We start from the raw sequence: 24303 nt of genomic DNA on the forward strand, positions 1-24303 counted from the left end.
GAGCCGAAGCCAGTCGAAGATACCAGCTGGCTGCAACTGTTTATTAAAAACACAGCACTGTGCAAACACGAAAGTGGACGTATACGGTGTGACGCCTGCCCGGTGCTGGAAGGTTAATTGATGGGGTTATCCTTAGGGAGAAGCTCTTGATCGAAGCCCCAGTAAACGGCGGCCGTAACTATAACGGTCCTAAGGTAGCGAAATTCCTTGTCGGGTAAGTTCCGACCTGCACGAATGGCGTAATGATGGCCAGGCTGTCTCCACCCGAGACTCAGTGAAATTGAACTCGCTGTGAAGATGCAGTGTACCCGCGGCAAGACGGAAAGACCCCGTGAACCTTTACTATAGCTTGACACTGAACATTGAGCCTTGATGTGTAGGATAGGTGGGAGACTATGAAATGTGGACGCCAGTCTGCATGGAGTCAACCTTGAAATACCACCCTTTAACGTTTGATGTTCTAACCTAGGTCCATAATCTGGATCGGGGACCGTGTCTGGTGGGTAGTTTGACTGGGGCGGTCTCCTCCTAAAGAGTAACGGAGGAGCACGAAGGTTGGCTAAGCATGGTCGGACATCATGCGGTTAGTGCAAAGGCATAAGCCAGCTTGACTGTGAGAGTGACGGCTCGAGCAGGTACGAAAGTAGGTCTTAGTGATCCGGTGGTTCTGAATGGAAGGGCCATCGCTCAACGGATAAAAGGTACTCCGGGGATAACAGGCTGATACCGCCCAAGAGTTCATATCGACGGCGGTGTTTGGCACCTCGATGTCGGCTCATCACATCCTGGGGCTGAAGTAGGTCCCAAGGGTATGGCTGTTCGCCATTTAAAGTGGTACGCGAGCTGGGTTTAGAACGTCGTGAGACAGTTCGGTCCCTATCTGCCGTGGGCGTTGGAAGATTGAGAGGGGTTGCTCCTAGTACGAGAGGACCGGAGTGAACGCACCACTGGTGTTCGGGTTGTCATGCCAATGGCATTGCCCGGTAGCTAAGTGCGGAAGAGATAACCGCTGAAAGCATCTAAGCGGGAAACTTGCCTCGAGATGAGTCTTCCCTGTCACCTTGAGTGACCTAAAGGAACGTTTAAGACTAAGACGTTGATAGGCTGGGTGTGTAAGCGTAGCGATACGTTGAGCTAACCAGTACTAATGAACCGTGAGGCTTAACCTGACAACACCGAAGGTGTTTTGTCTGAGAGACAAAAAGTAGATGAAGTAAGCTTGTTTAAGATTGAAATTGCTGGTTATGACGAGAAATCGGAGTAACGGGTGATTAAACAGAATTTGCTTGGCGGCCATAGCGCAGCGGTCCCACCTGATCCCATGCCGAACTCAGAAGTGAAACGTTGTAGCGCCGATGGTAGTGTGGGGTCTCCCCATGTGAGAGTAGGGAACTGCCAGGCATTAAATTAAAGCATTAGTGTTGGAAAACATTAATCGCGAAAAGAATACGCGGAGCGGTAGTTCAGTTGGTTAGAATACCTGCCTGTCACGCAGGGGGTCGCGGGTTCGAGTCCCGTCCGTTCCGCCAACTATTTAGGGGCGTAGTTCAATTGGTAGAGCACCGGTCTCCAAAACCGGGTGTTGGGAGTTCGAGTCTCTCCGCCCCTGCCAGTTACCAATTAAGTAATAACAAAATTTATACTTCTTTGTAGCCCAGTTAATTAACTGGGCTTTTTGTTATCTATCATCCTCTAAATCGCTTTCTTTCTGAGCATTTATTATGCTCTATCCTAACAAACTGACTACACATATTTCCCTATATCAGCATATCAGTATGACACTATTATTATTTATTCTAATTAATGAAAAATAAGCTTAAATTCTACTGTGATCCATTGATAACTATAGAGAAATCTAAGCTTTATTGTTGGTTTATAGGCTGTTTTAATAACTGTTGTATTAATGCTTGTTGATCACTGTTATTTAGCCAAACAGCAAATAAAGGTTTTTGAACAATATCTGTTGAGGCTGGCATAAGATCAGAATAAAGATCACGCCAATGTGTGGGAAGAAAAGCAACAGCATGTGTTGTTTTCATTAATTGATAGGCAATAGTTGCTGAATTAGTGGTTAAAACAGGATCAATTTTTTGCTCTGTTCCATTTGGAAGAAAGGACTGAAAATCTGCACTCCACTCTATTTTGATAAATTGTGCTATTTCCTCTGTTCTATCTGATTTTATTCTCATCAACTGAAAAGTAATATTACCAATAATTTTACTTTCTAATTCATCCATCTTGGGTGCTTCAGTTGTAAAAAGAAGATCAAGTTCTCTTGCATGAAGTTGTTTTACAAGAGATTGCCTCGTAGAGACTCTAGATTCGATTCTGAGCTCTTTTCTTTCTAGATAAGATTCCTGTAACCAAGATGTTAGATAAGCTTCCCAGAGTGATGCTGTGGCGCCAATTGATAACTCAGAATGTTGAGATGCATGGCTAATTTCTTTTTTAGCTAAAAGCCATGTATTCATTAACGATTCAGCATAAGGAATAAGCCTTTCACCAGCAACAGTGAGGCGGATATTATTGCGGTGGCGGGTAAACAGATTTGTGCCTAATTGTGTTTCTAATTGCCGTATTCTAAAACTAACCGCAGATTGCGTTAAATAAAGAGATTCAGCGGCTCGGCCAAAGTGTCTAGTCTTACTGACTTCCAAAAAGGTTTTCAGTAATTCGGTATCCACATCTATCTCCAAAAAAATTTGTCGTTACGATTTAAATATTTTGTTTTACAGAACCGCATGACTATCTAATACTCCGCGCCATAAGTATGACGATAGAGAATTAGGAGTGTGTCAGATGGCAGAAAGTTTTATCACGACTAATCGTTTTTTTGACAATAAACATTATCCGCGTGGTTTTTCTCGTCATGGCGATTTCACTATCAAGGAATCCCAGATATTGGAACGTCATGGTCAAGCCTTTAATGAACTTGATCTAGGTAAACGAGAACCTACAACTGAAGCGGAAAAATTATTTGTTGCCATGTGTCGTGGCGAACGAGAAGCAGCAACGGTTGAAGAAAAAATTTGGAAGAAATATACCAGTCGTATAAGTCGTCCAAAACGTTTTCATACATTATCGGGTGGAAAGCCACAGCTCGATCCATCTGATGACTATACCGACTCTGATGATTAATATCATTAGTTTTAGTAAAAAGGGGCGTTTTTTCGCTCCTTTTTATTTATCCATCTAATTGCTTTTGTAAATAGATCATTAGCCTATCCATTGCGCGAAAGCTTAATGCTTCAATTAAATGATTTCTCTGTATTTTCTCTTCACCCGCAAGATCTGCAATTGTTCTCGATACTCTTAAGATTTTATGCCATGCGCGTATAGATAATCCTAATTTATTGAGTGTATCTTCAAGAAAAGTGGCATCACTGGTACTTAATGAGCAATAGCATTCAATTTCTTTTCCTGTTAGGTAAGTATTCACTTTTCCGCACCGTGAAAATTGTCGTTCTCTTGCTTGTAAAACTCTGGCTCTAATTGTCATGCTGTTTTCTGCCTCAAATGAAGGATGAATCAGTGTGCCTTGAGGAAGAAGGGGCATCTCGACCGATAAATCAAATCTATCTAAAAAAGGCCCAGAAACCTTGCTTAAATAGCGTAATATCTGTTTTATTGGTGCTCGATTATGATTACCTTGATAGTGCCCTGTTGGGCTTGGATTTAAAGCACCTATCAGTAAAACATTCGCTGGATAGCTTATTTTGGCTTTGGCTCGTGAAATAGTAATCTCTCTTGCATCAAGTGGCTCACGTAATGCATCAAGTACACGGCGTTCAAACTCAGGCAATTCGTCTAAAAACAAGATCCCATGATGTGCTAAGGTAATTTCTCCTGGTTTAGGGAGTGTTCCACCTCCCGTTAAAGCAACCGCAGATGAAGTATGATGCGGAGCTCTAAAAGGTCTTAAAGGCCATTTTCGTTCATTAAATGTGATTCCCCTTAAACTACTAATGACCAAGACATCAAGTGCTTCTTTAGGGGTTAAAGGTGGAAGAAGCGTACTTATTCTTTGTGCTAACATTGTTTTCCCAGTTCCCGGTGGGCCAAGAAATAAAATGTTGTGATTTCCTGCTGCTGTAATTTCTGCGGCTCTTTTTGCATTATTTTGACCAATTATATCGCTCATATCTTTATTATCTTGATTTTCAATTGCGTCATTAATAATAAATTCTTCAGCTTCAATTAATGGCGTATTATTTTCTAGATGATGACAAATTTCTAAAAGATGAGAGGCTAATAAAGCAGATCTATTTGGTAATAATGAAACTTCAGTCTGATGTTCTATTGATACAATACATATTCGATGATCTTTTGAAGCGCTAAGTATTGAAGGAATAATAGCGTTTACTCGTTGAAGTTTACCTGATAGTGCAAGCTCTCCAATAAACTCATAACGTTCTAATTTATTTGAGGTTAGCTGCTCTGATGCAATTAATATTGCAAGTGCAATAGGTAGATCATAACGTGCTCCTTCTTTGGGTAAATCGGCGGGCGAAAGATTAATTGTTATTCTTTTTGCTGGGTAAATATATCCACTATTAATTAATGCACTTCTTACTCTGTCTTTTGCTTCTTTAACGACTGTCTCAGGCAAACCCACTAATGTTAATCCAGGTAATCCTTGACTAATATGTGCTTCAATCGTAATAAGTGGTGCTGAAATTCCTAAAGAAGCACGAGTATATATTATTGCCAATGCCATTTTTTATTCTCCATTATTTTTAATCTTTTTAATTTATTTTTTCTTGCGTGTTAAATGGAGTATTAAATAAATGCGAGATAACTCTAAAATAAAATAACATATTGAAATATAATGAAAATAAATATTTAAATATAATTATTTTCAATAATATAAAATTAATTAAATATATATTTATCTTCAAAGTTTAAATAATAAAATTCAATAATGAAAAAAATAAAATAATAATAGCAATAACAGAGTTAATCACTATTAAATTAATTATTTTTAGATTAATGCTCTGTTGGTTGTTTTGATTATAAAAATATTTATAAAAATCATTGTGTTGAGATTATTTTCAAAATAAACGTTGTCAATTCTAAAATATCATGATAACTCTAAAAGGACAGAGTGAAAGAAAACACAACAAACATACATTTTAAATAAGAAAAGAAGTTATAAAACTATGAATACTATCGTCCTAGTGATTAGCCTAATTATTGTCAGCGTGGTGGTGATTATTAACCCACCGTGCGGGGCTGCACTAGGACGAAGAAAGGCTAACTAAACTAGCCGGATCTCTTAAAAACCCCCGCACCGAAAGGCGCGGGGGTTTTTTTTGAGCCTGAGTTTGAAAAAGAGATTAAATAGAAAATAAATTCAAATTAAACAAGAAGTTAAGATGGCAGGGTGAGAGAATGAATGGAGCACAGTGGTTAGTACAGGCATTACGAAAACAGCAAGTTGAAACCGTCTTTGGTTATCCTGGTGGTGCGATTATGCCTGTTTATGACGCACTCTATGATGGCGGTGTTGAACATATTTTATGTCGTCATGAACAAGGTGCTGCCATTGCTGCTATCGGTTTCGCCCGTTCTACTGGTACAACGGGGGTTTGTATTGCGACATCAGGCCCAGGCGCTACTAATGTTATCACTGGACTTGCTGATGCATTGTTAGATTCTGTGCCTGTTGTTGCCATCACAGGGCAAGTTGCCTCTGATTTAATTGGGACTGATGCATTCCAAGAGATTGATGTTTTAGGTCTTTCGTTGGCATGTACTAAACATAGTTTTTTAGTCTCATCTGTTGATGAATTACCAAGAGTGTTATCAGAGGCATTTTCTATAGCTTCTCAAGGCCGTCCTGGCCCTGTTTTAATTGATATTCCGAAAGATGTTCAATTAGCCGATGCTTCCCATTTATCAAATTATGAATTACCAGAGGAACAAGAATTTCCTTATCCAACACAAGAGCTAGTACAAGCTAAGCAGATGTTAGCACAGGCACAAAAACCTATTTTGTATGTAGGTGGTGGCGTTGCCATGAGCAATGCAGTGGAAGCATTAAGAGAGTTTGTAAAGCAAACTGAAATGCCAGTAGTTTCCACTTTAAAAGGGTTAGGCTGTGCCGATGCGTTAGATGCTAATTATTTAGGTATGTTAGGTATGCATGGCACTAAAGCGGCAAATTATGCTGTTCAGCGTAGTGATTTATTAATTGCTGTTGGTGCGCGTTTTGATGATCGCGTTACGGGGAAACTAAATACTTTTGCACCTAATGCCAAGGTTATCCATATCGATATCGATCATGCAGAATTAAATAAATTGAAACAGGCGCATGTTGCGTTATTGGGAGATGCTAAGGCGTTGTTGCCTGTTTTGTCTCAGCCATTATCTATCGCATCTTGGCAACAAGAAGTACAAGAATTAAAAACAGAACATGCTTGGCGTTATGATCATCCGGGCTCTGCAATTTATGCTCCTTTGTTATTAAAACAATTATCAGACGCCAAACCTAAAAATACCGTTGTGACAACAGATGTTGGCCAGCATCAAATGTGGTCAGCGCAACATATGACATTTGATGCACCTGAAAATTTTATCACCTCAAGTGGTTTAGGCACCATGGGGTTTGGTATCCCAGCGGCTGTTGGTGCTCAAATAGCTAGGCCAGATGCTTGTGTTATCTGCGTTTCAGGCGACGGCTCTTTTATGATGAATGTGCAAGAACTGGGCACAATCAAACGTAAACAATTACCAATTAAACTGGTGTTATTAGATAACCAACGTCTTGGTATGGTTCGCCAATGGCAAGAGCTATTTTTTGAACAACGTTATAGCGAAACAATTTTAACCGATAACCCAGATTTTGTTGCCTTAGCAAAAGCATTTGATATTCCAGGGCAACGTATTACAGAAAAAGCACAGGTTGTTGATGCAATTACATGTTTATTAGAGAGCGATGGCCCTTATTTATTACAGGTATCTATCGATGACGCTGAAAATGTCTGGCCTTTAGTTCCGCCGGGCGCAAGTAATGATGAGATGATGGAGAAATCAAAATGAACCAACACAATATCACAATTGAAGCCCGTTTTTGTCCAGAGATCTTAGAACGTATCCTGAGAGTTATCCGCCATCGTGGTTTTCATATATGCTCAATGAATATGAATATCACGGAAAGTAATAATATCAATTTAAGCCTGACTGTAAGCAGTCAGCGACCATTAGAACTTTTATGCAGCCAGTTAACAAAATTAGCTGATGTTGCAGGTATTCAAGTATCACATCAACAGAAAGAAAAATTACGATTCATGAGTGCACTCAGTGCCATGTAAGGATAAAAGAATGACAAAGCAAGCTGATTATATTTGGTTTAACGGTGAAATGGTTCCATGGGCTGAGGCAAAAGTACACGTTATGTCTCATGCATTACATTATGGAACTTCTGTGTTTGAAGGTGTGCGTTGTTATGATTCTCATAAAGGACCAGTGGTCTTTCGCCATCGTGAACACATGCAACGTTTACATGATTCAGCAAAAATTTATCGTATGCCTGTTGAGCAAAGTGTTGACGAATTAATGGAAGCATGTCGCGCAACTTTACGTAAAAACAAATTGGTCAGTGCTTATATTCGCCCATTAGTTTTCATCGGTGATGTTGGTATGGGGGTTAATCCTCCGGCTGGTTATAAAACGGATGTGATTATCGCGGCATTCCCTTGGGGAGCATATCTCGGTGAAGAAGCTTTAGATAAAGGTATTGATGCGATGGTTTCTTCTTGGCATCGTGCGGCACCCAATACTATCCCAACTGCAGCAAAAGCGGGCGGTAACTATTTATCATCATTATTAGTGGGTAGCGAAGCGCGTCGTCATGGCTATCAAGAAGGGATAGCATTAGATGTTCATGGTTATTTATCAGAAGGTGCAGGTGAAAACTTATTTGAAGTAAAAGATGGGGTTATCTTTACACCTCCATTTACTTCGTCAGCTCTGCCAGGGATCACTCGTGATGCCATTATTAAATTGGCAAAAGATCTGGGTTATGAAGTACGTGAGCAAGTGCTTTCTCGTGAGTCACTCTATCTTGCAGATGAAGTCTTTATGTCAGGTACCGCGGCAGAAATTACACCTGTACGTAGCGTTGATGGTATCCAAGTAGGTATCGGACGTTGTGGCCCTGTGACCAAAGCAATTCAAAAAGCGTTCTTTGGTCTGTTCACAGGTGAAACAGAAGATAAATACGGCTGGTTAGATCCAATCAATTCATAAACATAATCAAATAAATTTGTTTAGCGGGTAGATGTTCCCTACTCGCTTTCTTTATCGCAGGAGTGTGAAAAATGCCTAAATACCGTTCAGCAACAACGACACATGGTCGTAATATGGCTGGAGCCCGTGCCTTATGGCGTGCAACGGGAATGACTGATGCTGATTTTGGTAAACCCATTATCGCAGTTGTGAATTCATTTACGCAATTTGTACCAGGTCATGTGCATCTGCGGGATTTAGGAAAATTGGTTGCTGAGCAAATTGAAGCAGCTGGTGGTGTTGCTAAAGAATTTAATACCATTGCAGTTGATGACGGTATCGCAATGGGGCACGGTGGAATGCTTTATTCTTTACCATCGCGTGAGCTTATTGCTGATTCTGTCGAGTATATGGTTAATGCACACTGTGCTGATGCGATGGTGTGTATCTCAAACTGCGACAAGATCACTCCGGGAATGTTAATGGCGTCTTTACGTTTAAATATCCCAGTTATTTTTGTCTCTGGTGGGCCAATGGAAGCGGGTAAAACGAAGCTTTCAGATCAACTGATCAAATTAGATCTGGTTGATGCCATGATCCAAGGGGCAAATCCAAATGTCAGTGATGCTGATAGTGAACAAATTGAGCGATCAGCCTGCCCAACATGTGGCTCGTGTTCGGGTATGTTTACTGCAAACTCCATGAACTGTTTAACAGAAGCACTGGGATTATCTCAACCGGGAAATGGCTCATTGCTTGCAACTCATGCTGATCGTGAAACATTATTTATTAATGCGGGTAAGCGTATTGTTGAATTAACCAAACGTTATTATGAAAAAGATGATGAATCTGCATTACCACGCAATATTGCCAAAAAAGAAGCCTTTGAAAATGCAATGATTTTAGATATTGCAATGGGCGGTTCGACAAATACGGTTCTGCATTTATTAGCAGCAGCTCAAGAAGGTGAGGTTGATTTCACTATGGAAGATATCGACAGACTTTCTCGCCAAGTGCCTCATTTATGCAAAGTGGCTCCAAGTACACAAAAATATCATATGGAAGATGTTCACCGTGCAGGTGGAGTTATGGGTATTTTAGGTGAATTAGACAGAGCCGGATTACTCAACCGTAACGTAGGTAATATCTTAGGATTAAGCTTGCCAGAAACGTTAGCACAATATGATGTGATGTTAACACAAGATGAGCAAGTAAAATCAATGTTCCAAGCAGGCCCTGCAGGTATTCGTACAACAAAGGCTTTCTCTCAAAATTGTCGTTGGCCAACCTTAGATACTGATCGTGAAAACGGATGTATCCGTAGTAAAGAACATGCTTATAGCCAAGATGGTGGATTAGCGGTGTTATCTGGTAATTTAGCGAAAGATGGTTGTATTGTTAAAACAGCGGGCGTTGATGAAGATAACTTGATCTTTAGTGGTCCAGCAAAAGTATATGAAAGCCAAGATGATGCGGTAGAGGCCATTTTAGGTGGGAAAGTCGTTGCTGGCGATGTGGTAATTATTCGCTATGAAGGCCCTAAAGGTGGCCCTGGAATGCAAGAGATGTTGTATCCGACCTCTTATTTAAAATCAATGGGATTAGGGAAAGCTTGTGCACTTATCACTGACGGGCGTTTCTCTGGTGGAACATCAGGTTTATCTATCGGGCATGTTTCACCTGAAGCGGCAAATGGTGGCGTCATTGGTTTAGTGGAAGAAGGCGATATTGTCTCTATCAATATTCCAACCCGAGAGATCTCATTAAAGGTAGATGATAAAACGTTATCAGCTCGTCGTGATGCACAAAATGCTCGAGGTGATAAAGCATGGACACCACAAAATAGACAGCGCCAAGTTTCGTTTGCCTTACGTGCTTACGCCTCTTTAGCCACCAGTGCCGATAAAGGTGCGGTGCGTGATAAATCTAAATTAGGGGGGTAAGTGATGGCTGCCTTTAGACCTTTAAATTCAGCGCCAAGTAGCGCTGAGTATTTAAAAGCCGCACTAAGCGCACCTGTTTATGAGGCTGCAATAGTAACCCCGCTTCAAGAGATGACAAAAATCTCTGAGCGTTTAGAGAATACTATTTTAGTTAAGCGAGAAGACCGACAACCGGTTCATAGCTTTAAATTACGTGGTGCTTATACCATGATTGCGGGACTAACTCCTGAGCAAAAAGCGAAAGGTGTTGTGACTGCATCTGCGGGGAACCACGCGCAAGGCGTTGCGTTATCAGCGAATCGAATGGGTGTAAAGGCATTAGTCGTGATGCCAGTGGCAACGGCGGATATTAAAGTTGATGCTGTTCGTCAATTTGGTGGAGAAGCATTGCTTTATGGTGCCAACTTTGATGAAGCAAAAGCGAAAGCTATCGCGCTATCTGAAGAGATGGGATACACCTTTGTTCCGCCTTTTGATCATCCCGCAGTAATTGCAGGGCAGGCAACACTGGCAATGGAACTCTTACAACAAGATGTTCATCTTGATCGTATTTTCGTACCTGTTGGTGGTGGTGGCTTAATTGCTGGGGTCGCAGTATTAATCAAACAGCTTATGCCAGAAATTAAGGTAATAGGTGTTGAAGCTGAAGACGCTGCATGTTTAAAAGCTGCTTTAGAAGTCGGGCATCCCGTTGAATTAGCAAGAGTTGGATTCTTTGCTGAAGGTGTTGCGGTTAAACGTATCGGTGATGAAACGTTCCGTTTATGCCAAAAGTATGTTGATGATGTAATTACTGTTGATAGCGATGCAATTTGTGCTGCAGTAAAAGATTTATTTGAAGATGTACGTGCAATTGCAGAGCCTTCAGGTGCATTAGCATTAGCAGGGCTTAAAAAATATGTAGAAGAGCATCAAATCAAAGGTGAGCGTCTTGCGCATGTTCTTTCTGGTGCAAATGTGAATTTTCATGGCTTACGCTATGTTTCTGAACGCTGTGAACTCGGTGAAAAACGTGAAGCGCTATTGGCGGTGACTATTCCTGAACAAAAAGGGAGTTTCTTACGTTTTTGTCAAATCTTAGGTCAACGTGTTGTTACGGAGTTTAATTATCGTTATAGCGATGCTGATCCTGAAAATGCACGTATTTTTGTCGGTGTACGTTTAAGTCAAGGGCTCGCAGAGCGTAAAGAAATTTTACGTGAACTCACCGTTGCTGGTTATCAAGTTGCTGATTTATCTGATGATGAAATGGCAAAACTGCATGTGCGTTATATGGTTGGTGGGCGTCCGAATAAACCACTTAAAGAACGCCTATTTAGCTTTGAATTTCCAGAATCTCCGGGTGCTTTGATGAAGTTTCTAAAAACATTAGGGACTTATTGGAATATTACCTTATTTCATTATCGTAGCCATGGTACGGATTATGGGCGTGTGCTGGTGGCATTTGAACTTCCTGAAACGGAAGGGCGTTTTGAGCGACATTTAGATGACTTGGGTTATGAGTATCATGATGAGACAGGAAATCCTTCATTTCAATTGTTCTTGTCACCGCAAACAGCAAGTTTAGTCGTGGAGTAACCGCCAAAAAGCACTGATAACGGGTTCTTGAAGGCGTTTGTGTAATGCGCAAACGCCTAACTCAAAAGGTTCTACCATTGAAATATTATCCAATGAAGAGATGCGATTACGCACAGGCTCAGGACAGTTATCAACGACAACTTGTGGGATAAGCGCAATACCACAACCTAATGCAACCATTGAAACGATCGCTTCATGTCCCGAAACTGTCGCATAAATCGAAGGATTGTGGATACGATGACGCTTAAACCATAGCGCGATCCGTTGTCTTGATGGGCCATGTTCAGGAATGATAAACGGAATATTAAGCCAATCGGGCTTCTCTTGAGTTGCAAGATGGCGAACATTGCAAGGTAAAGCAGGCGCAATCAGTACTAATGGAATTTCGCCTATTTTTTCAAAACAGATATTTTCAGGAAGCTTTTCAGGTTTTCCTGCGATACCTAAATCAGCTTCATCAGATTGCACTTTATCGACTGCATCAGCTGCATCACCAGTGGTGAGTTTTATTTCAACTAATGGGTTTTCAGCTCGAAAGCGGTCAAGAATAGGCGGTAAATGACTGTAAGCGGCAGTAACAGAACAAAATAGGCGTAACTCACCAGAAAGGCTGGGGCTATTTTGGTTTAGCGTGTGTTTGAGTTGCTTATATTGCAACAAGGTTTGTTGGGCATAGCGCTTTAATTGTTCGCCAGCATCAGTAAGGGTGACTTGTCGGTTGTCACGTAAAAACAGTGGGTGGCCTAAGCTTTCCTCAAGGCGTTGAATTTGACGAGAGAGCGTAGAGGGGCTGACGTGCATAGCTTGTGCCGTCTTGGTGAAGTGGCAGCTTTCAGCTAAATGCAGGAAGAGTTTGAGATCACGAATATCCATTATCAGCCACCTTAGGTGATAAAAAAGAACGTTGCGTTTTTTGCAACACTATCTTGTAAATATATCAATTTAAGCAATGGCTTTCATCCCATATAGTAAAGTCATGCAACACCTCACGGAGAGTGAGGATAATAATAGCAAACACATACACAACGATTTTGGAGTCTTCTATGACAAATTATTTTAATACATTGAATCTGCGTCAGCAGTTGTCGCAATTAGGTAAATGTCGCTTTATGTCACGCGAAGAATTTGCTGATGAAGCAAATTACCTGAAAGGCAAAAAAGTCGTTATTGTTGGTTGTGGCGCTCAAGGCCTTAACCAAGGTTTAAATATGCGTGATTCAGGTTTGAATATCGCGTATGCCTTACGCCAAGAAGCGATTGATGAGAAACGTGCCTCATGGCGTCGTGCAACCGAAAACGGTTTTGAGGTTGGAACCTATGAAGCACTTATCCCACAAGCAGATTTAGTCGTTAACTTAACGCCAGATAAACAACACTCAGCGGTTGTTCAAGCGGTTCAACCGCTGATGAAATCAGGTGCAGCATTAGGCTATTCTCATGGTTTTAATATCGTTGAAGTCGGCGAAAAGATCCGTGATGACATTACCGTTGTTATGGTTGCACCAAAATGTCCGGGTACAGAAGTTCGTGAAGAATATAAGCGTGGCTTTGGTGTTCCAACATTGATTGCTGTTCACCCAGAGAACGATGCAAAAGGCGAAGGTATGGCTATAGCCAAAGCATGGGCTGCCGCAACAGGTGGTCATCGAGCGGGTGTTTTAGAATCCTCTTTCGTTGCTGAAGTAAAATCAGACTTAATGGGTGAACAAACCATTCTGTGCGGTATGTTACAAGCTGGCTCACTGTTATGTTACGACAAAATGGTTGCAGATGGTGTTGAGCCGGGCTATGCAGGTAAATTGCTTCAATTTGGTTGGGAAACCATTACAGAAGCCTTGAAGCAAGGTGGTATCACCTTGATGATGGACAGATTATCTAATCCGGCAAAAATGCGCGCCTATGCATTATCAGAACAATTAAAAGAGATCATGGCTCCACTGTTTGCTAAACATATGGATGACATCATTTCAGGGAAATTCTCTGAGACAATGATGGCTGACTGGGCTAATGACGATAAAAACTTGCTGACATGGCGTGAAGAGACTGGGGCGAGTGCCTTTGAAAATTACCCTGAATATGAAGGGAAAATCAGTGAGCAAGAGTACTTTGATCACGGTGTATTAATGGTTGCAATGGTTAAAGCTGGCGTTGAATTAGCCTTTGATACGATGATTGAAGCGGGTATCTTTGCTGAATCAGCATATTATGAATCACTGCATGAGTTGCCATTAATCGCCAATACCATTGCTCGTAAGCGCTTATATGAAATGAATGTGGTTATCTCTGATACAGCAGAATATGGTAACTACCTGTTCTCATTCGCTGTTGTTCCTATGCTGAAAGAGTTTATGACAACATTGCAATCTGGTGATTTAGCGAAAAAAGTTCAAGATAATGGAACAGATAACGCACAATTACGTGATATCAACGAAGCAATTCGCCAACATCCAATTGAGACTGTTGGTAAAACATTACGTGGTTATATGACAGATATGAAACGTATCTCTGTTGGTGGGTAATTTGTTGTTGTACTTTATGCGATAAAAAGCGTAAAAATAAGAGTAAAATTTAATCTATTGAAAACCGTATTTCTTAATGGAGTACGGTTTTTTGTTTTTATAGTGTGAGAAAAATTGGAAGAGGGAATACTCAAGACTTTGAGCGCTTTCTGCTACAATTATCCCCCGTTATGTTCTTGGTTAATGAAGTTTGGAAAAAGTATGCGATTAAATCCTGGTCAACAAAAAGCAGTAGAATATGTGTCAGGCCCTTGCTTGGTCTTGGCAGGAGCAGGGTCGGGTAAAACACGGGTTATTACTAATAAAATTGCCCACCTTATTCGTCAATGCCAATACCCAGCAAAGCAAATTGCGGCGGTGACGTTTACCAATAAAGCTGCGCGTGAAATGAAAGAGCGAGTTGCTCAAACCTTAGGTCGCCAAGAAGCGAAAGGATTAATGATCTCAACGTTTCATACATTGGGATTAGAAATTATTAAACGCGAATATAAAGCGTTAGGGATTAAAGCTAAATTTTCATTGTTTGATGACCAAGACCAATCTGCATTACTTAAAGAATTAACGGCTGATTTATTAGAAGAAGATAAAGATTTACTTTCCCAGTTAAAGAGCCAAATCTCTAACTGGAAAAATGACATGCTCACACCAGAGCAAGCCACAGGAATGGCGAGATCGCAACAAGATCATACTTTTGCCGAATGCTTTCGACGTTACGAGCAACATCTGCGTAGTTGTAATGTACTCGACTTTGATGACTTAATTAGCCGACCAACCTTGTTATTGCGCACGAATGAAGAAGTGAGAGAGCGTTGGCAAAGACGTATCCGCTATTTGCTGGTGGATGAATATCAAGATACAAATACAAGCCAATATGAATTGGTAAAATGGCTGGTGGGTGAAAGGGCTCGTTTTACTGTTGTAGGTGATGATGACCAATCCATTTATTCTTGGCGTGGTGCTCGTCCTCAAAATTTAGTGTTGTTACAAAAAGACTTTCCACAACTTAATGTGATCAAACTTGAGCAAAATTACCGATCTTCAGGGCGTATTTTAAAATCAGCGAATATATTGATTGAAAATAACCCTCATGTTTTTGAAAAACGCTTATTTTCAGAATTAGGTTATGGTGATGAACTGCGAGTTTTAACCGCCAATAATGAAGAGCATGAAGCTGAACGTGTCGCGGGTGAGTTAATTGCTCATCACTTTATTAATAAAACTAATTATAAAGATTACGCGATACTTTATCGTGGTAACCATCAGTCTCGTATTTTTGAAAAATATCTGATGCAAAATCGCATTCCTTATCGTATTTCGGGGGAAACCTCTTTTTTCTCACGAGAGGAAATAAAAGATATTCTTGCTTATTTACGAGTTATTACTAATCCTGATGATGATGCGGCATTTTTACGTATTGTGAATAAACCTCGCCGTGAAATTGGGCCAATAACAATCCAAAAATTAGGTGAATGGGCAAAGATTCGAGATAAAAGCTTATACAATGCCTGTTTTGATTTAGGATTAAGCCAAACGCTAACTGGGCGAGGTTTAAATTCATTACAAGCATTCTCACAATGGATGTCGCGTATAGTGCAAAAATCAGAACGAGAGCCACTGTTGGCCGTGCGTGATTTATTGCATGAAATGGATTATGAAAGTTGGCTATATGAAACCTCAAGTAGTGCAAAAGCTGCGGAAATGAGGATGAAAAATATTAATCAGCTATTTTCATGGATGAGTGAAATGCTAGAAGGTGATGAATTACATGAACCTATGACGCTTTCTCAAGTGGTTAACCGTTTTACCTTGCGCGATATGATGGAGCGCGGTGAAACAGAAGAAGAGCTAGATCAAGTTCAATTAATGACATTGCATGCCTCTAAAGGTCTTGAATTTCCACATGTTTTTTTAGTGGGAATGGAAGAAGGCATATTGCCACATCAAAGCAGTATTGATGAAGATAATGTTGAAGAAGAAAGACGTCTTGCTTATGTGGGCATAACTCGCGCACAAAAAACACTCACGTTTACATTATGTAAAGAAAGACGTCAATATGGTGAATTAATCAAACCAGATCCGAGTCGTTTTCTTTATGAATTACCTCAAGATGATTTGAATTGGGATACCAATAAAAAGAAAGTATTAAGTGCTGAGGAAAAACAAGAGAAAGGGCAAAAAGGTGTTGCTGGACTAAAAGCAATGCTAGCAAAGCATAAACCTGAATAGCATAAGACTTGGTAGATAAAATTAACCCCTTGGCATATTGATGTTCAAGGGGTTTTTATTTTTGTATAAGTAAAAAGTTAACTTATACGAGAGCTATTTTGTTCTTCAATCATTAAAGACCAATGCACATAACTCTGTAGTTGGATCTCTTCTTGGAGGTTTTCAGCACGTAATGGATGCTCATTAAGCCACTGATAAGGCAGGGTAATAATGAGTGTTTCACCCTCTGTGCGTAATCGTAATGCGGGAAGTGTATCATCGCGGCGACGGCTAGCAAAAATAATGGCTAAGCGCAGTAAACGCACTAGTCGATTGGCTTGGCTTATCGGTAGCGCGTTTTGATGATTAAGGGGCGCAAGATCGATGATCCCTGTTTGATTTTTTAGCAACGATGCTAATAAACGTCGTTGTGCTGGTGTGTATCCAGGTAAATCAAGATGAGAAAGTAGATAGCTTGCATGTGACGGTGCTTGACGAAAATCAACACTTAGGCCAATTTCATGTAATGCGCTGGCACTATTAAGTAATTCACGACAGCGATTATCTAACTGCCAACTTTTACTGACTTGAATAAAAAAATGTTCAGCCAGTTGTTGTACGCGGTGTGCTTGCTCAATATCAATTTGAAAGCGACGTTGGATATTGCGAAGGGTGCGTTGGCGAATATCTTGCTCAATAGGTAAGTGCAACATGCCATAGACTAGGCCCTCTCTTAATGCGCCTCCTGCAAGGATCATATTTTCAATGTGCAAGGTTTCGAATATGGCGATCAATATAGCAAGCCCACTTGGAAATACTAAGGCTCGCTCAAAAGTGAGCCCTTCAATTTCCAATTCTTCCAACTTTCCACATTCAATAGCTTTATGTTTAAGTCGTTCCAACTTAGGCAAGGTAATTAATTCATCCATTCCTTGCGCAATCATGATCTCTTGCAGTGCTTGAACAGTACCTGATGCACCCACGCAGACTTGCCAACCTTGTTGAAGTAATTTCTCTGCAATTGGGGAAAGTATCGCTTTCGCCGCATCTTGTGCTTTGGCAAAATTTTCTTGAGTGAGAGTGCGATCAGTAAAATAGCGCTCTAACCAAGTCACGCAGCCCATGCTTAGGCTCATCAATTGCGTTGTTTTAGCGCCTGTACCAGTTACTAACTCAGTGCTTCCACCGCCAATATCCACCACTAAACGCTGTTCTGCACCACCTGTGGTATGTGCAACACCACGGTAGATAAGGCGTGCTTCCTCCTCACCACTAATGACATGAACCGTATTACCCAGAATTTCAGAGGCTTTAGCGACAAAGATATCTGCATTTTTAGCAATACGTAATGTGGCTGTTGCGACGACTTTGATTTGTTCTGCTGGAATATCACGCAGATATTCAGAAAACAGTCGTAAACATTGCCAGCCACGTTCCATTGCCTGTTCTGACAATTCATTTTCACTGTTTAGGCCTGCTGCTAGTCGAACTTTACGTTTCACGCGGGAAAGTACTTGTATTGATCCCGCAATTTCTCGAACGACTAACATATGAAAACTGTTAGAACCTAAATCAATAGCAGCATAAAGTGATGAAGATTTCAGCATAATTTATGGATGACTCGGGCGTTTATTTCGGTTGTTACGTTGAGTATTATTTCCTCGGTTTCGCGACGGCGCATTATTGCGACGGGGCTGACCTTGGCGAGGACGGTGACGACGTTTAGGCTCAGGAAGATCTGTCAATAACGCATCACTATTATATTTACTCACAGGAATAGCATGTTGAATATAGGTCTCAATTGCAGGTAAATTTAGAGCATATTCTTCACATGCAAGACTGATTGAATTGCCACTATTACCCGCACGTCCCGTTCTACCAATGCGGTGAACATAATCTTCACAATCATCAGGTAAATCATAGTTAAAAACATGCGTTACAGATGGAATATGAAGACCTCTAGCTGCAACATCGGTGGCAACCAGAATATCAATATTACCTTGGGTAAAATCTTCTAAAATACGTAGACGTTTTTTCTGAGGAACATCACCTGTTAATAAACCAACGCGGTGTCCATCTGCGGCAAGGTGTGCCCAAATGTCATCACAACGATGTTTTGTATTGGCAAAAATGATACAGCGATCAGGCCATTCTTCTTCAATTAACGTTTGGAGAAGGCGCATTTTCTCTTCATTTGAAGGATAAAAAAGTTCTTCTTTTATACTAAAACCTGTTTTTTGTTCAGGCTCTACTTCAACGTATTCAGGATTATTCATTTGTTCAAAGGCAAGTTCCCTTACACGGTAAGATAGTGTTGCAGAGAACAACATATTCATACGTTCAGCCGCAACTGGCATACGACGGAAGATCCAACGAATATCTTTAATAAAGCCAAGATCGTACATTCTGTCCGCTTCATCAAGTACCACAACTTGGATTGCGCTAAGATTGACATGACCTTGCTTAACGTAGTCAATTAAACGACCTGTTGTGCCAATAACGATATCGACACCATTACTTAATACTTTGAGTTGTTCGTCATAGCCATCGCCACCGTAGGCTAGACCCATTTTTATCCCTGTATTTTGCGCAAGCTCTTTAGCATCAGAATAGATCTGCACGGCTAATTCGCGTGTTGGCGCCATAATAAGTGCACGAGGTTGATTGGTTTCATGCCCTTCTTTAGCAGGGTGTGTTAAAAGATAATGAAACGTTGAGGTTAAAAACGCCAACGTTTTGCCTGTTCCTGTTTGGGCTTGCCCGGCAATGTCTTGACCTTTCACAGTGATAGGTAACGTCAATGCCTGAATTTGTGTACAATTAGAGAACCCTTTTTTCTCAAGGGCTTCTATCACTTTTGGATGCAAGGCGAAGTCGGAAAACTTCTTTTCTGTCAAATATGTTTTGCTCATAATGTAATAGAATATCAGTTATGGGTTGCATTACAAAAGTTTATCCGCTGAAATGCAGACAGACTTTTGTTATTTAATGTTACACTGGTACGGTCAATATTATTCTTTGGAGTAGAACAATGAGCGATAAAATCCTTCACTTATCTGACAGCAAATTCGATGCTGATGTATTAAATGCAACCGGCCCCGTGCTCGTTGATTTCTGGGCTGAATGGTGTGGCCCATGTAAAATGATTGCTCCTATTCTAGATGAAGTTGCAACAGAATACGCTGGTAAATTAACAGTTGCGAAGCTAAACATCGATCAAAACCCGCTGACAGCACCAAAATACGGTATTCGCGGTATTCCTACACTGATTTTATTCAAAAACGGTGCAGTTGCAGCGACTAAAGTAGGCGCATTGTCAAAAACTCAACTAAAAGAGTTTTTAGACGAAAATATCTAATTTGATTTAGATATCAAAAATAAAGTAGGACGTTTAGACCTTGTCAGTATTTCTGTTATTGACCGCTAGACGTCCGCTTCGAAGCATGATAAGTTAGCGCCACTTACATAATATATCGGATCTTCTTGTCAATATGATTAGACATGATTAAATAAGTCTGAGATATTGAATATCAAGCGTGCAAAGTAATAGAATTGAATAACATGATATGATATTTAATCTAATATGATATTTAATATAAGTAATCTGAATTCATCTAACCAGTCAAGTTGCCTTAGAATAATCTATAGTATTCAGGGAATATAAATTTTTCCAAGTATGTTCCTAACCCATAAGTTGAAAGTACACTCATAGCATTGAGACAATGAATGTCACTTCTCTGGGTATAAAGCAGACTGGTCTAATAGTATTAATACTCTCTAACATTATCATTTTAGTTATACCCTTATGTTAGAAAGTTATAATCTGTAATTTTACACATGACGAAACTGACAGCGATTCGCTGTTATACTATTCACGTTCATAGTTCGAGAGTTACCCCGAGTTATTAAGAACCCACCATTATGAATCTTACCGAATTAAAAAATACGCCGGTATCAGAATTGATAGCACTTGGCGAAAATATGGGGCTAGAAAACCTAGCTCGAATGAGAAAGCAAGACATTATTTTCTCTATCTTGAAGCAACACGCGAAAAGTGGAGAAGATATTTTCGGCGACGGTGTGCTGGAAATATTGCAGGATGGCTTCGGCTTCCTACGTTCCGCAGACAGTTCCTACCTTGCTGGTCCCGATGATATCTATGTTTCTCCAAGTCAAATTCGCCGTTTTAACCTTCGCACTGGTGACACTATCGCAGGGAAAATCCGTCCTCCTAAAGAAGGTGAACGCTATTTTGCCCTCCTAAAAGTTAATGAAGTTAACTTTGATAAACCAGAAAATGCCCGCAGTAAAATCCTCTTTGAAAACTTAACACCTTTACATGCTAATAATCGTTTACGCATGGAACGTGGTAATGGTTCAACAGAAGACTTAACCGCGCGTGTTCTTGACTTAGCGGCACCAATCGGCCGTGGTCAACGTGGTCTTATCGTTGCTCCACCAAAAGCGGGTAAAACCATGTTGCTGCAAAATATCGCAGCAAATATTGCTCATAACTACCCTGATTGCGTATTGATGGTACTTCTGATTGATGAACGTCCAGAAGAAGTCACCGAGATGCAGCGCTTGGTTAAAGGTGAAGTTATCGCATCGACTTTTGATGAACCCGCTTCTCGTCACGTACAAGTTGCAGAGATGGTCATTGAAAAAGCAAAACGTTTAGTTGAGCATAAAAAAGACGTTATCATCCTGCTAGACTCTATTACTCGTTTAGCGCGTGCTTATAACACTGTTGTACCTTCGTCAGGTAAAGTGTTAACTGGTGGTGTGGATGCAAACGCATTACATCGTCCTAAACGCTTCTTCGGTGCAGCACGTAATGTTGAAGAAGGTGGTAGCTTAACTATCATTGCAACAGCGCTCGTTGATACTGGTTCTAAAATGGACGAAGTTATCTACGAAGAATTTAAGGGTACAGGTAACATGGAATTACACCTGTCTCGTAAAATTGCTGAAAAACGTGTTTTCCCAGCGATCGATTATAATCGTTCTGGTACACGTAAAGAAGAATTGCTGACGACTCAAGATGAGTTACAAAAAATGTGGATCCTGCGTAAGATTATTCATCCTATGGGTGAAATTGACGCGATGGAATTCCTCATTAATAAATTAGCGATGACGAAGACAAATGAAGAGTTCTTTGACTTTATGAAACGCTCATAAGATTTATTAACAAAGCTGCTGAGCTAATTAAAATATTAAAAGAGTGTGGTCTGTTACAGAATAAGTAATATCCCCTCAATTTATATGCTGTTAAGCTCGTTTACTTTGTTAGAATGACGATATGATAAAAACGCCACACTATTGTGGCGTTTTTTGTTTTTATTTTTTATGGGTGTAATTAAATTTTGAGTGCAATATCTTAGCGAGAAGTTGGTATATATATTGCATGTTTTAGTAATTGATAAAAATAGCGATGGCATCAATAAAAATAGTTAAGGAAAACTTATAATTGATGAAGGGTGGTGAGTTTTGAATAAACTCGTCGTGGTGGAGCTGGAAAAAAGAATAAAAACACATGGAAGGGTAAAATAACCAGCTATATTTATTATAGAGAACAGTACTGTGGATATACTAAAAATGAGCACAAGCGTTTTTTATGTGTTCTTATTTTCTTTCGCATTTTTATTCTTGGCTCGTAAAATTGCAAAAAAAATAGGACTCGTGGATAAACCGAATTATCGTAAAAAACATCATGGATTGATCCCTCTTGTGGGCGGGATTTCAGTCTATTTTGGTATTGTTTTCGCATTTTATATTTCAGATATCTACATTCCTCATAAGGAATTGTATCTGGCATGTGCGGGACTTCTTGTTTTTATCGGTGCGTTAGATGATCGCTTCGATATTAGCGTCAAAATAAGAGCAACTATCCAAGCATTTGTTGGGATCGTGATGATGGTGGGGGCAGGATTAAAACTGGACACACTTGGTCATGCTTTTGGTCCTTGGGAAATGCATTTAGGACCTTTTGGTTACATTGTGACACTTTTTGCCGTTTGGGCAGCAATTAATGCTTTCAATATGGTTGATGGTATTGATGGGTTATTAGGTGGTCTTTCTTGTGTTTCTTTTGGCGCGTTAGGTATTTTGTTATATCAAAGTGGTAATTCTGCGCTCGCATTCTGGTGTTTCTCATTTATTGCCGCAATTTTGCCTTATATCCTTTTAAACCTAGGGGTTTGCGGTAAAAAATTCAAAGTCTTTATGGGGGATGCTGGTAGTACCCTGATTGGGTTTACAATTATTTGGCTATTAGTTGCATCAACACAGACTCAGCCTCGTCCTGTAAAAGCAGTCACTGCATTATGGATAATTGCTATTCCTCTTATGGATATGGTGGCAATTATGTACCGCCGTTTACGTAAAGGGATGAGCCCTTTCTCACCAGACCGTCAACATATTCATCATTTGATTATGCGTGCGGGTTTTACCTCTCGCCAAGCCTTTATTTTAATAACTGTGGCTGCTGCACTTTTAGCCGCGATTGGTATTATTGGTCAAAACCTATCATTTGTCCCTGAATGGTTCATGTTGGCATTATTCTTGCTTGCATTTGTTATGTATGGTTATTGCATTAAACGCGCGTGGCGAGTCGCTCGTTTTATTAAACGACATAAGCGCCGCTTACGTAGAGCAACACAACAGCATTAATATAAGCAGAGGTCTTTTAACGTGATGAACTCGGAAAATAACGCCTCCCGACAGGGTAATCAGCCAGATAATGAACTCGATATCAGAGGTCTTTGTTGTGCGCTTTGGTCAGGAAAAAGCTGGATTATAGGGTTCGCTCTGCTTTTTGCCGTGATTGCACTTGGGGCATCTTATTTGATGCAACCTAAATGGAGTGCAATCGCAATGACAGAGAAACCAACGATAAATAACTTAGGCAGTTATTATTCGCAATCTCAGTTTTTACGTAATCTTGATACACAAATTAATCCATCAGCACAAACCCCAGCTTTAAGTATTCCTGATGAAGCTTATCAAGAGTTTGTTACTCAAATTGCTGCTTTTGATACTCGTCGCGAGTTTTGGCTACAAACGGATTATTTCAAGCAACGCAAAGAAAATGATGAGCAAGCTAATGCTGCGTTATTGGATGAGTTAATTAACAATATTCAATTTACGCCTTCTGATGAGAAAAAGTTGGTTAATGATCAATTAAGACTCATTGCAGAATCATCAAAAGAGGCGAGCCAATTATTAAATGAGTATATCGCTTTCGCTAATAAAAGAGCATCTACTCATCTTAATGATGAAGTGATAACCGCATGGGCAACAAGAACACAGTCAATGAAAGCGTTAGTTAAACGCCAAGAAATGGCAGCTCAAGCGGCTTACCAACGTCAAATTAACTTATTAGAGCAATCAATAAAAGTTGCTGAGAAACAAGGTATTTCTCAAAAACAGACCTCTATTGCGATTGATGAGTTACCTGACTCTAAATTATTTCTGCTAGGCGTTCCTCTATTGCAATCGCAACTAGAAACTTTAGTAGCAACAGGTGCTGATTTTGATAGTGATTATGATCAAAATACAGCAATGTTAGCGACCCTCGCTGTGGGGGCAAAATTGCAAGATAACTTCCAAACTTACCGTTTCTTACGTACTCCTGAAGATCCTGTAAAACGTGATAGTCCTCGTCGTGCCTTTATGATGGTGCTTTGGGGTGCAATTGGTGTATTGGCAGGTGCAGGTGTTGCATTAGTAAGACGTAGCTCATTAAAAAAATAATAATTATTAAATTTTGTCTGATGACAATAACGAGACATCAGGTGTTTCGGCACCTGATGTATTGAGTATAAGGG

General features: G+C 40.3%; 18 protein-coding genes, 2 tRNA genes and 2 rRNA genes. 17 read left to right on the forward strand and 5 right to left on the reverse strand.

Features of this window, described 5'->3' with window-relative positions:
* The 4 genes from GWI68_RS10450 to GWI68_RS10465 form a co-directional block, all read left to right on the forward strand.
* Positions 1–1169 (forward strand): 23S ribosomal RNA (locus GWI68_RS10450); the annotation flags it as partial.
* A 116-nt stretch (positions 1170–1285) separates the two neighbouring features.
* A 5S ribosomal RNA gene (gene rrf / locus GWI68_RS10455) occupies positions 1286–1401 on the forward strand.
* Positions 1402–1452: 51 nt separating this feature from the next.
* Positions 1453–1529: transfer RNA gene (locus GWI68_RS10460), tRNA-Asp, on the forward strand.
* A 7-nt stretch (positions 1530–1536) separates the two neighbouring features.
* Positions 1537–1612: transfer RNA gene (locus GWI68_RS10465), tRNA-Trp, on the forward strand.
* 250 nt (positions 1613–1862) lie between these two features.
* Here GWI68_RS10465 and hdfR read toward each other — a convergent pair.
* Positions 1863–2684: an HTH-type transcriptional regulator HdfR gene (hdfR, locus tag GWI68_RS10470; RefSeq protein WP_166540239.1), complete on the reverse strand. Its 822-nt coding sequence runs from the start codon at positions 2682–2684 to the stop codon at positions 1863–1865.
* 115 nt (positions 2685–2799) lie between these two features.
* Here hdfR and GWI68_RS10475 point away from each other — a divergent pair, with 115 nt between their 5' ends.
* Positions 2800–3138: a DUF413 domain-containing protein gene (locus GWI68_RS10475; RefSeq protein ID WP_036939631.1), complete on the forward strand. Its 339-nt coding sequence runs from the start codon at positions 2800–2802 to the stop codon at positions 3136–3138.
* 46 nt (positions 3139–3184) lie between these two features.
* Here the strand turns inward: GWI68_RS10475 and GWI68_RS10480 are convergent, their stop codons facing one another.
* Entirely contained in the window at positions 3185–4717 is a 1533-nt protein-coding gene (locus GWI68_RS10480) for a YifB family Mg chelatase-like AAA ATPase (protein WP_109410137.1), read from the reverse strand.
* A gap of 442 nt (positions 4718–5159) precedes the next feature.
* Here GWI68_RS10480 and ilvL point away from each other — a divergent pair, with 442 nt between their 5' ends.
* The 6 genes from ilvL (at position 5160) to ilvA (ending at position 11750) form a co-directional block, all read left to right on the forward strand.
* The gene (ilvL, locus tag GWI68_RS10485) at positions 5160–5261 is read left to right on the forward strand and encodes an ilv operon leader peptide (RefSeq protein ID WP_071788577.1); all 102 of its coding nucleotides are present in this window, start codon (positions 5160–5162) and stop codon (positions 5259–5261) included.
* 130 nt (positions 5262–5391) lie between these two features.
* Positions 5392–7041, forward strand: a complete 1650-nt coding sequence (ilvG, locus tag GWI68_RS10490; protein ID WP_166540240.1) for an acetolactate synthase 2 catalytic subunit — start codon at positions 5392–5394, stop codon at positions 7039–7041.
* A complete protein-coding gene (gene ilvM, locus GWI68_RS10495) occupies positions 7038–7313 on the forward strand; it encodes an acetolactate synthase 2 small subunit (protein WP_075674044.1) in 276 nt (91 codons plus the stop codon). The genes ilvG and ilvM overlap by 4 nt, the downstream gene beginning before the upstream one ends.
* 10 nt (positions 7314–7323) lie before the next feature.
* Positions 7324–8250, forward strand: a complete 927-nt coding sequence (locus GWI68_RS10500) for a branched-chain amino acid transaminase (RefSeq protein WP_109410135.1) — start codon at positions 7324–7326, stop codon at positions 8248–8250.
* A gap of 71 nt (positions 8251–8321) precedes the next feature.
* Entirely contained in the window at positions 8322–10172 is a 1851-nt protein-coding gene (gene ilvD, locus GWI68_RS10505; RefSeq protein ID WP_109410134.1) for a dihydroxy-acid dehydratase, read from the forward strand.
* Between the two features lie 3 nt (positions 10173–10175).
* Positions 10176–11750: a threonine ammonia-lyase, biosynthetic gene (gene ilvA, locus GWI68_RS10510; protein WP_166540241.1), complete on the forward strand. Its 1575-nt coding sequence runs from the start codon at positions 10176–10178 to the stop codon at positions 11748–11750.
* Here the strand turns inward: ilvA and ilvY are convergent.
* A complete protein-coding gene (gene ilvY, locus GWI68_RS10515) occupies positions 11736–12623 on the reverse strand; it encodes an HTH-type transcriptional activator IlvY (protein ID WP_166540242.1) in 888 nt (295 codons plus the stop codon). The genes ilvA and ilvY overlap by 15 nt on opposite strands.
* Before the next feature lie 170 nt (positions 12624–12793).
* Here ilvY and ilvC point away from each other — a divergent pair, with 170 nt between their 5' ends.
* Complete coding sequence (gene ilvC, locus GWI68_RS10520; protein WP_166540243.1) at positions 12794–14269, forward strand: ketol-acid reductoisomerase; 1476 nt, start codon at positions 12794–12796, stop codon at positions 14267–14269.
* Between the two features lie 201 nt (positions 14270–14470).
* Entirely contained in the window at positions 14471–16495 is a 2025-nt protein-coding gene (gene rep, locus GWI68_RS10525) for a DNA helicase Rep (RefSeq protein WP_166540244.1), read from the forward strand.
* Between the two features lie 77 nt (positions 16496–16572).
* Here the strand turns inward: rep and gppA are convergent, their stop codons facing one another.
* Both gppA and rhlB read right to left on the reverse strand, forming a co-directional pair.
* Positions 16573–18081: a guanosine-5'-triphosphate,3'-diphosphate diphosphatase gene (gppA, locus tag GWI68_RS10530; RefSeq protein ID WP_166540245.1), complete on the reverse strand. Its 1509-nt coding sequence runs from the start codon at positions 18079–18081 to the stop codon at positions 16573–16575.
* A 3-nt stretch (positions 18082–18084) separates the two neighbouring features.
* A complete protein-coding gene (gene rhlB, locus GWI68_RS10535; protein WP_166540246.1) occupies positions 18085–19386 on the reverse strand; it encodes an ATP-dependent RNA helicase RhlB in 1302 nt (433 codons plus the stop codon).
* A 119-nt stretch (positions 19387–19505) separates the two neighbouring features.
* Here rhlB and trxA point away from each other — a divergent pair, with 119 nt between their 5' ends.
* From trxA to wzzE, 4 genes are all read left to right on the forward strand, one after another.
* A complete protein-coding gene (gene trxA, locus GWI68_RS10540) occupies positions 19506–19832 on the forward strand; it encodes a thioredoxin TrxA (protein ID WP_006535838.1) in 327 nt (108 codons plus the stop codon).
* Positions 19833–20395: 563 nt separating this feature from the next.
* A complete protein-coding gene (gene rho / locus GWI68_RS10545; RefSeq protein WP_036939597.1) occupies positions 20396–21655 on the forward strand; it encodes a transcription termination factor Rho in 1260 nt (419 codons plus the stop codon).
* Between the two features lie 402 nt (positions 21656–22057).
* Positions 22058–23146: a UDP-N-acetylglucosamine--undecaprenyl-phosphate N-acetylglucosaminephosphotransferase gene (gene wecA / locus GWI68_RS10550; RefSeq protein ID WP_109410128.1), complete on the forward strand. Its 1089-nt coding sequence runs from the start codon at positions 22058–22060 to the stop codon at positions 23144–23146.
* Positions 23147–23170: 24 nt separating this feature from the next.
* A complete protein-coding gene (wzzE, locus tag GWI68_RS10555) occupies positions 23171–24229 on the forward strand; it encodes an ECA polysaccharide chain length modulation protein (RefSeq protein ID WP_166540365.1) in 1059 nt (352 codons plus the stop codon).
* Positions 24230–24303 lie beyond the last annotated feature (74 nt).

Origin of the sequence: Proteus sp. G2669 (assembly GCF_009915245.1) — a bacterium.
Lineage (GTDB): Bacteria > Pseudomonadota > Gammaproteobacteria > Enterobacterales > Enterobacteriaceae > Proteus.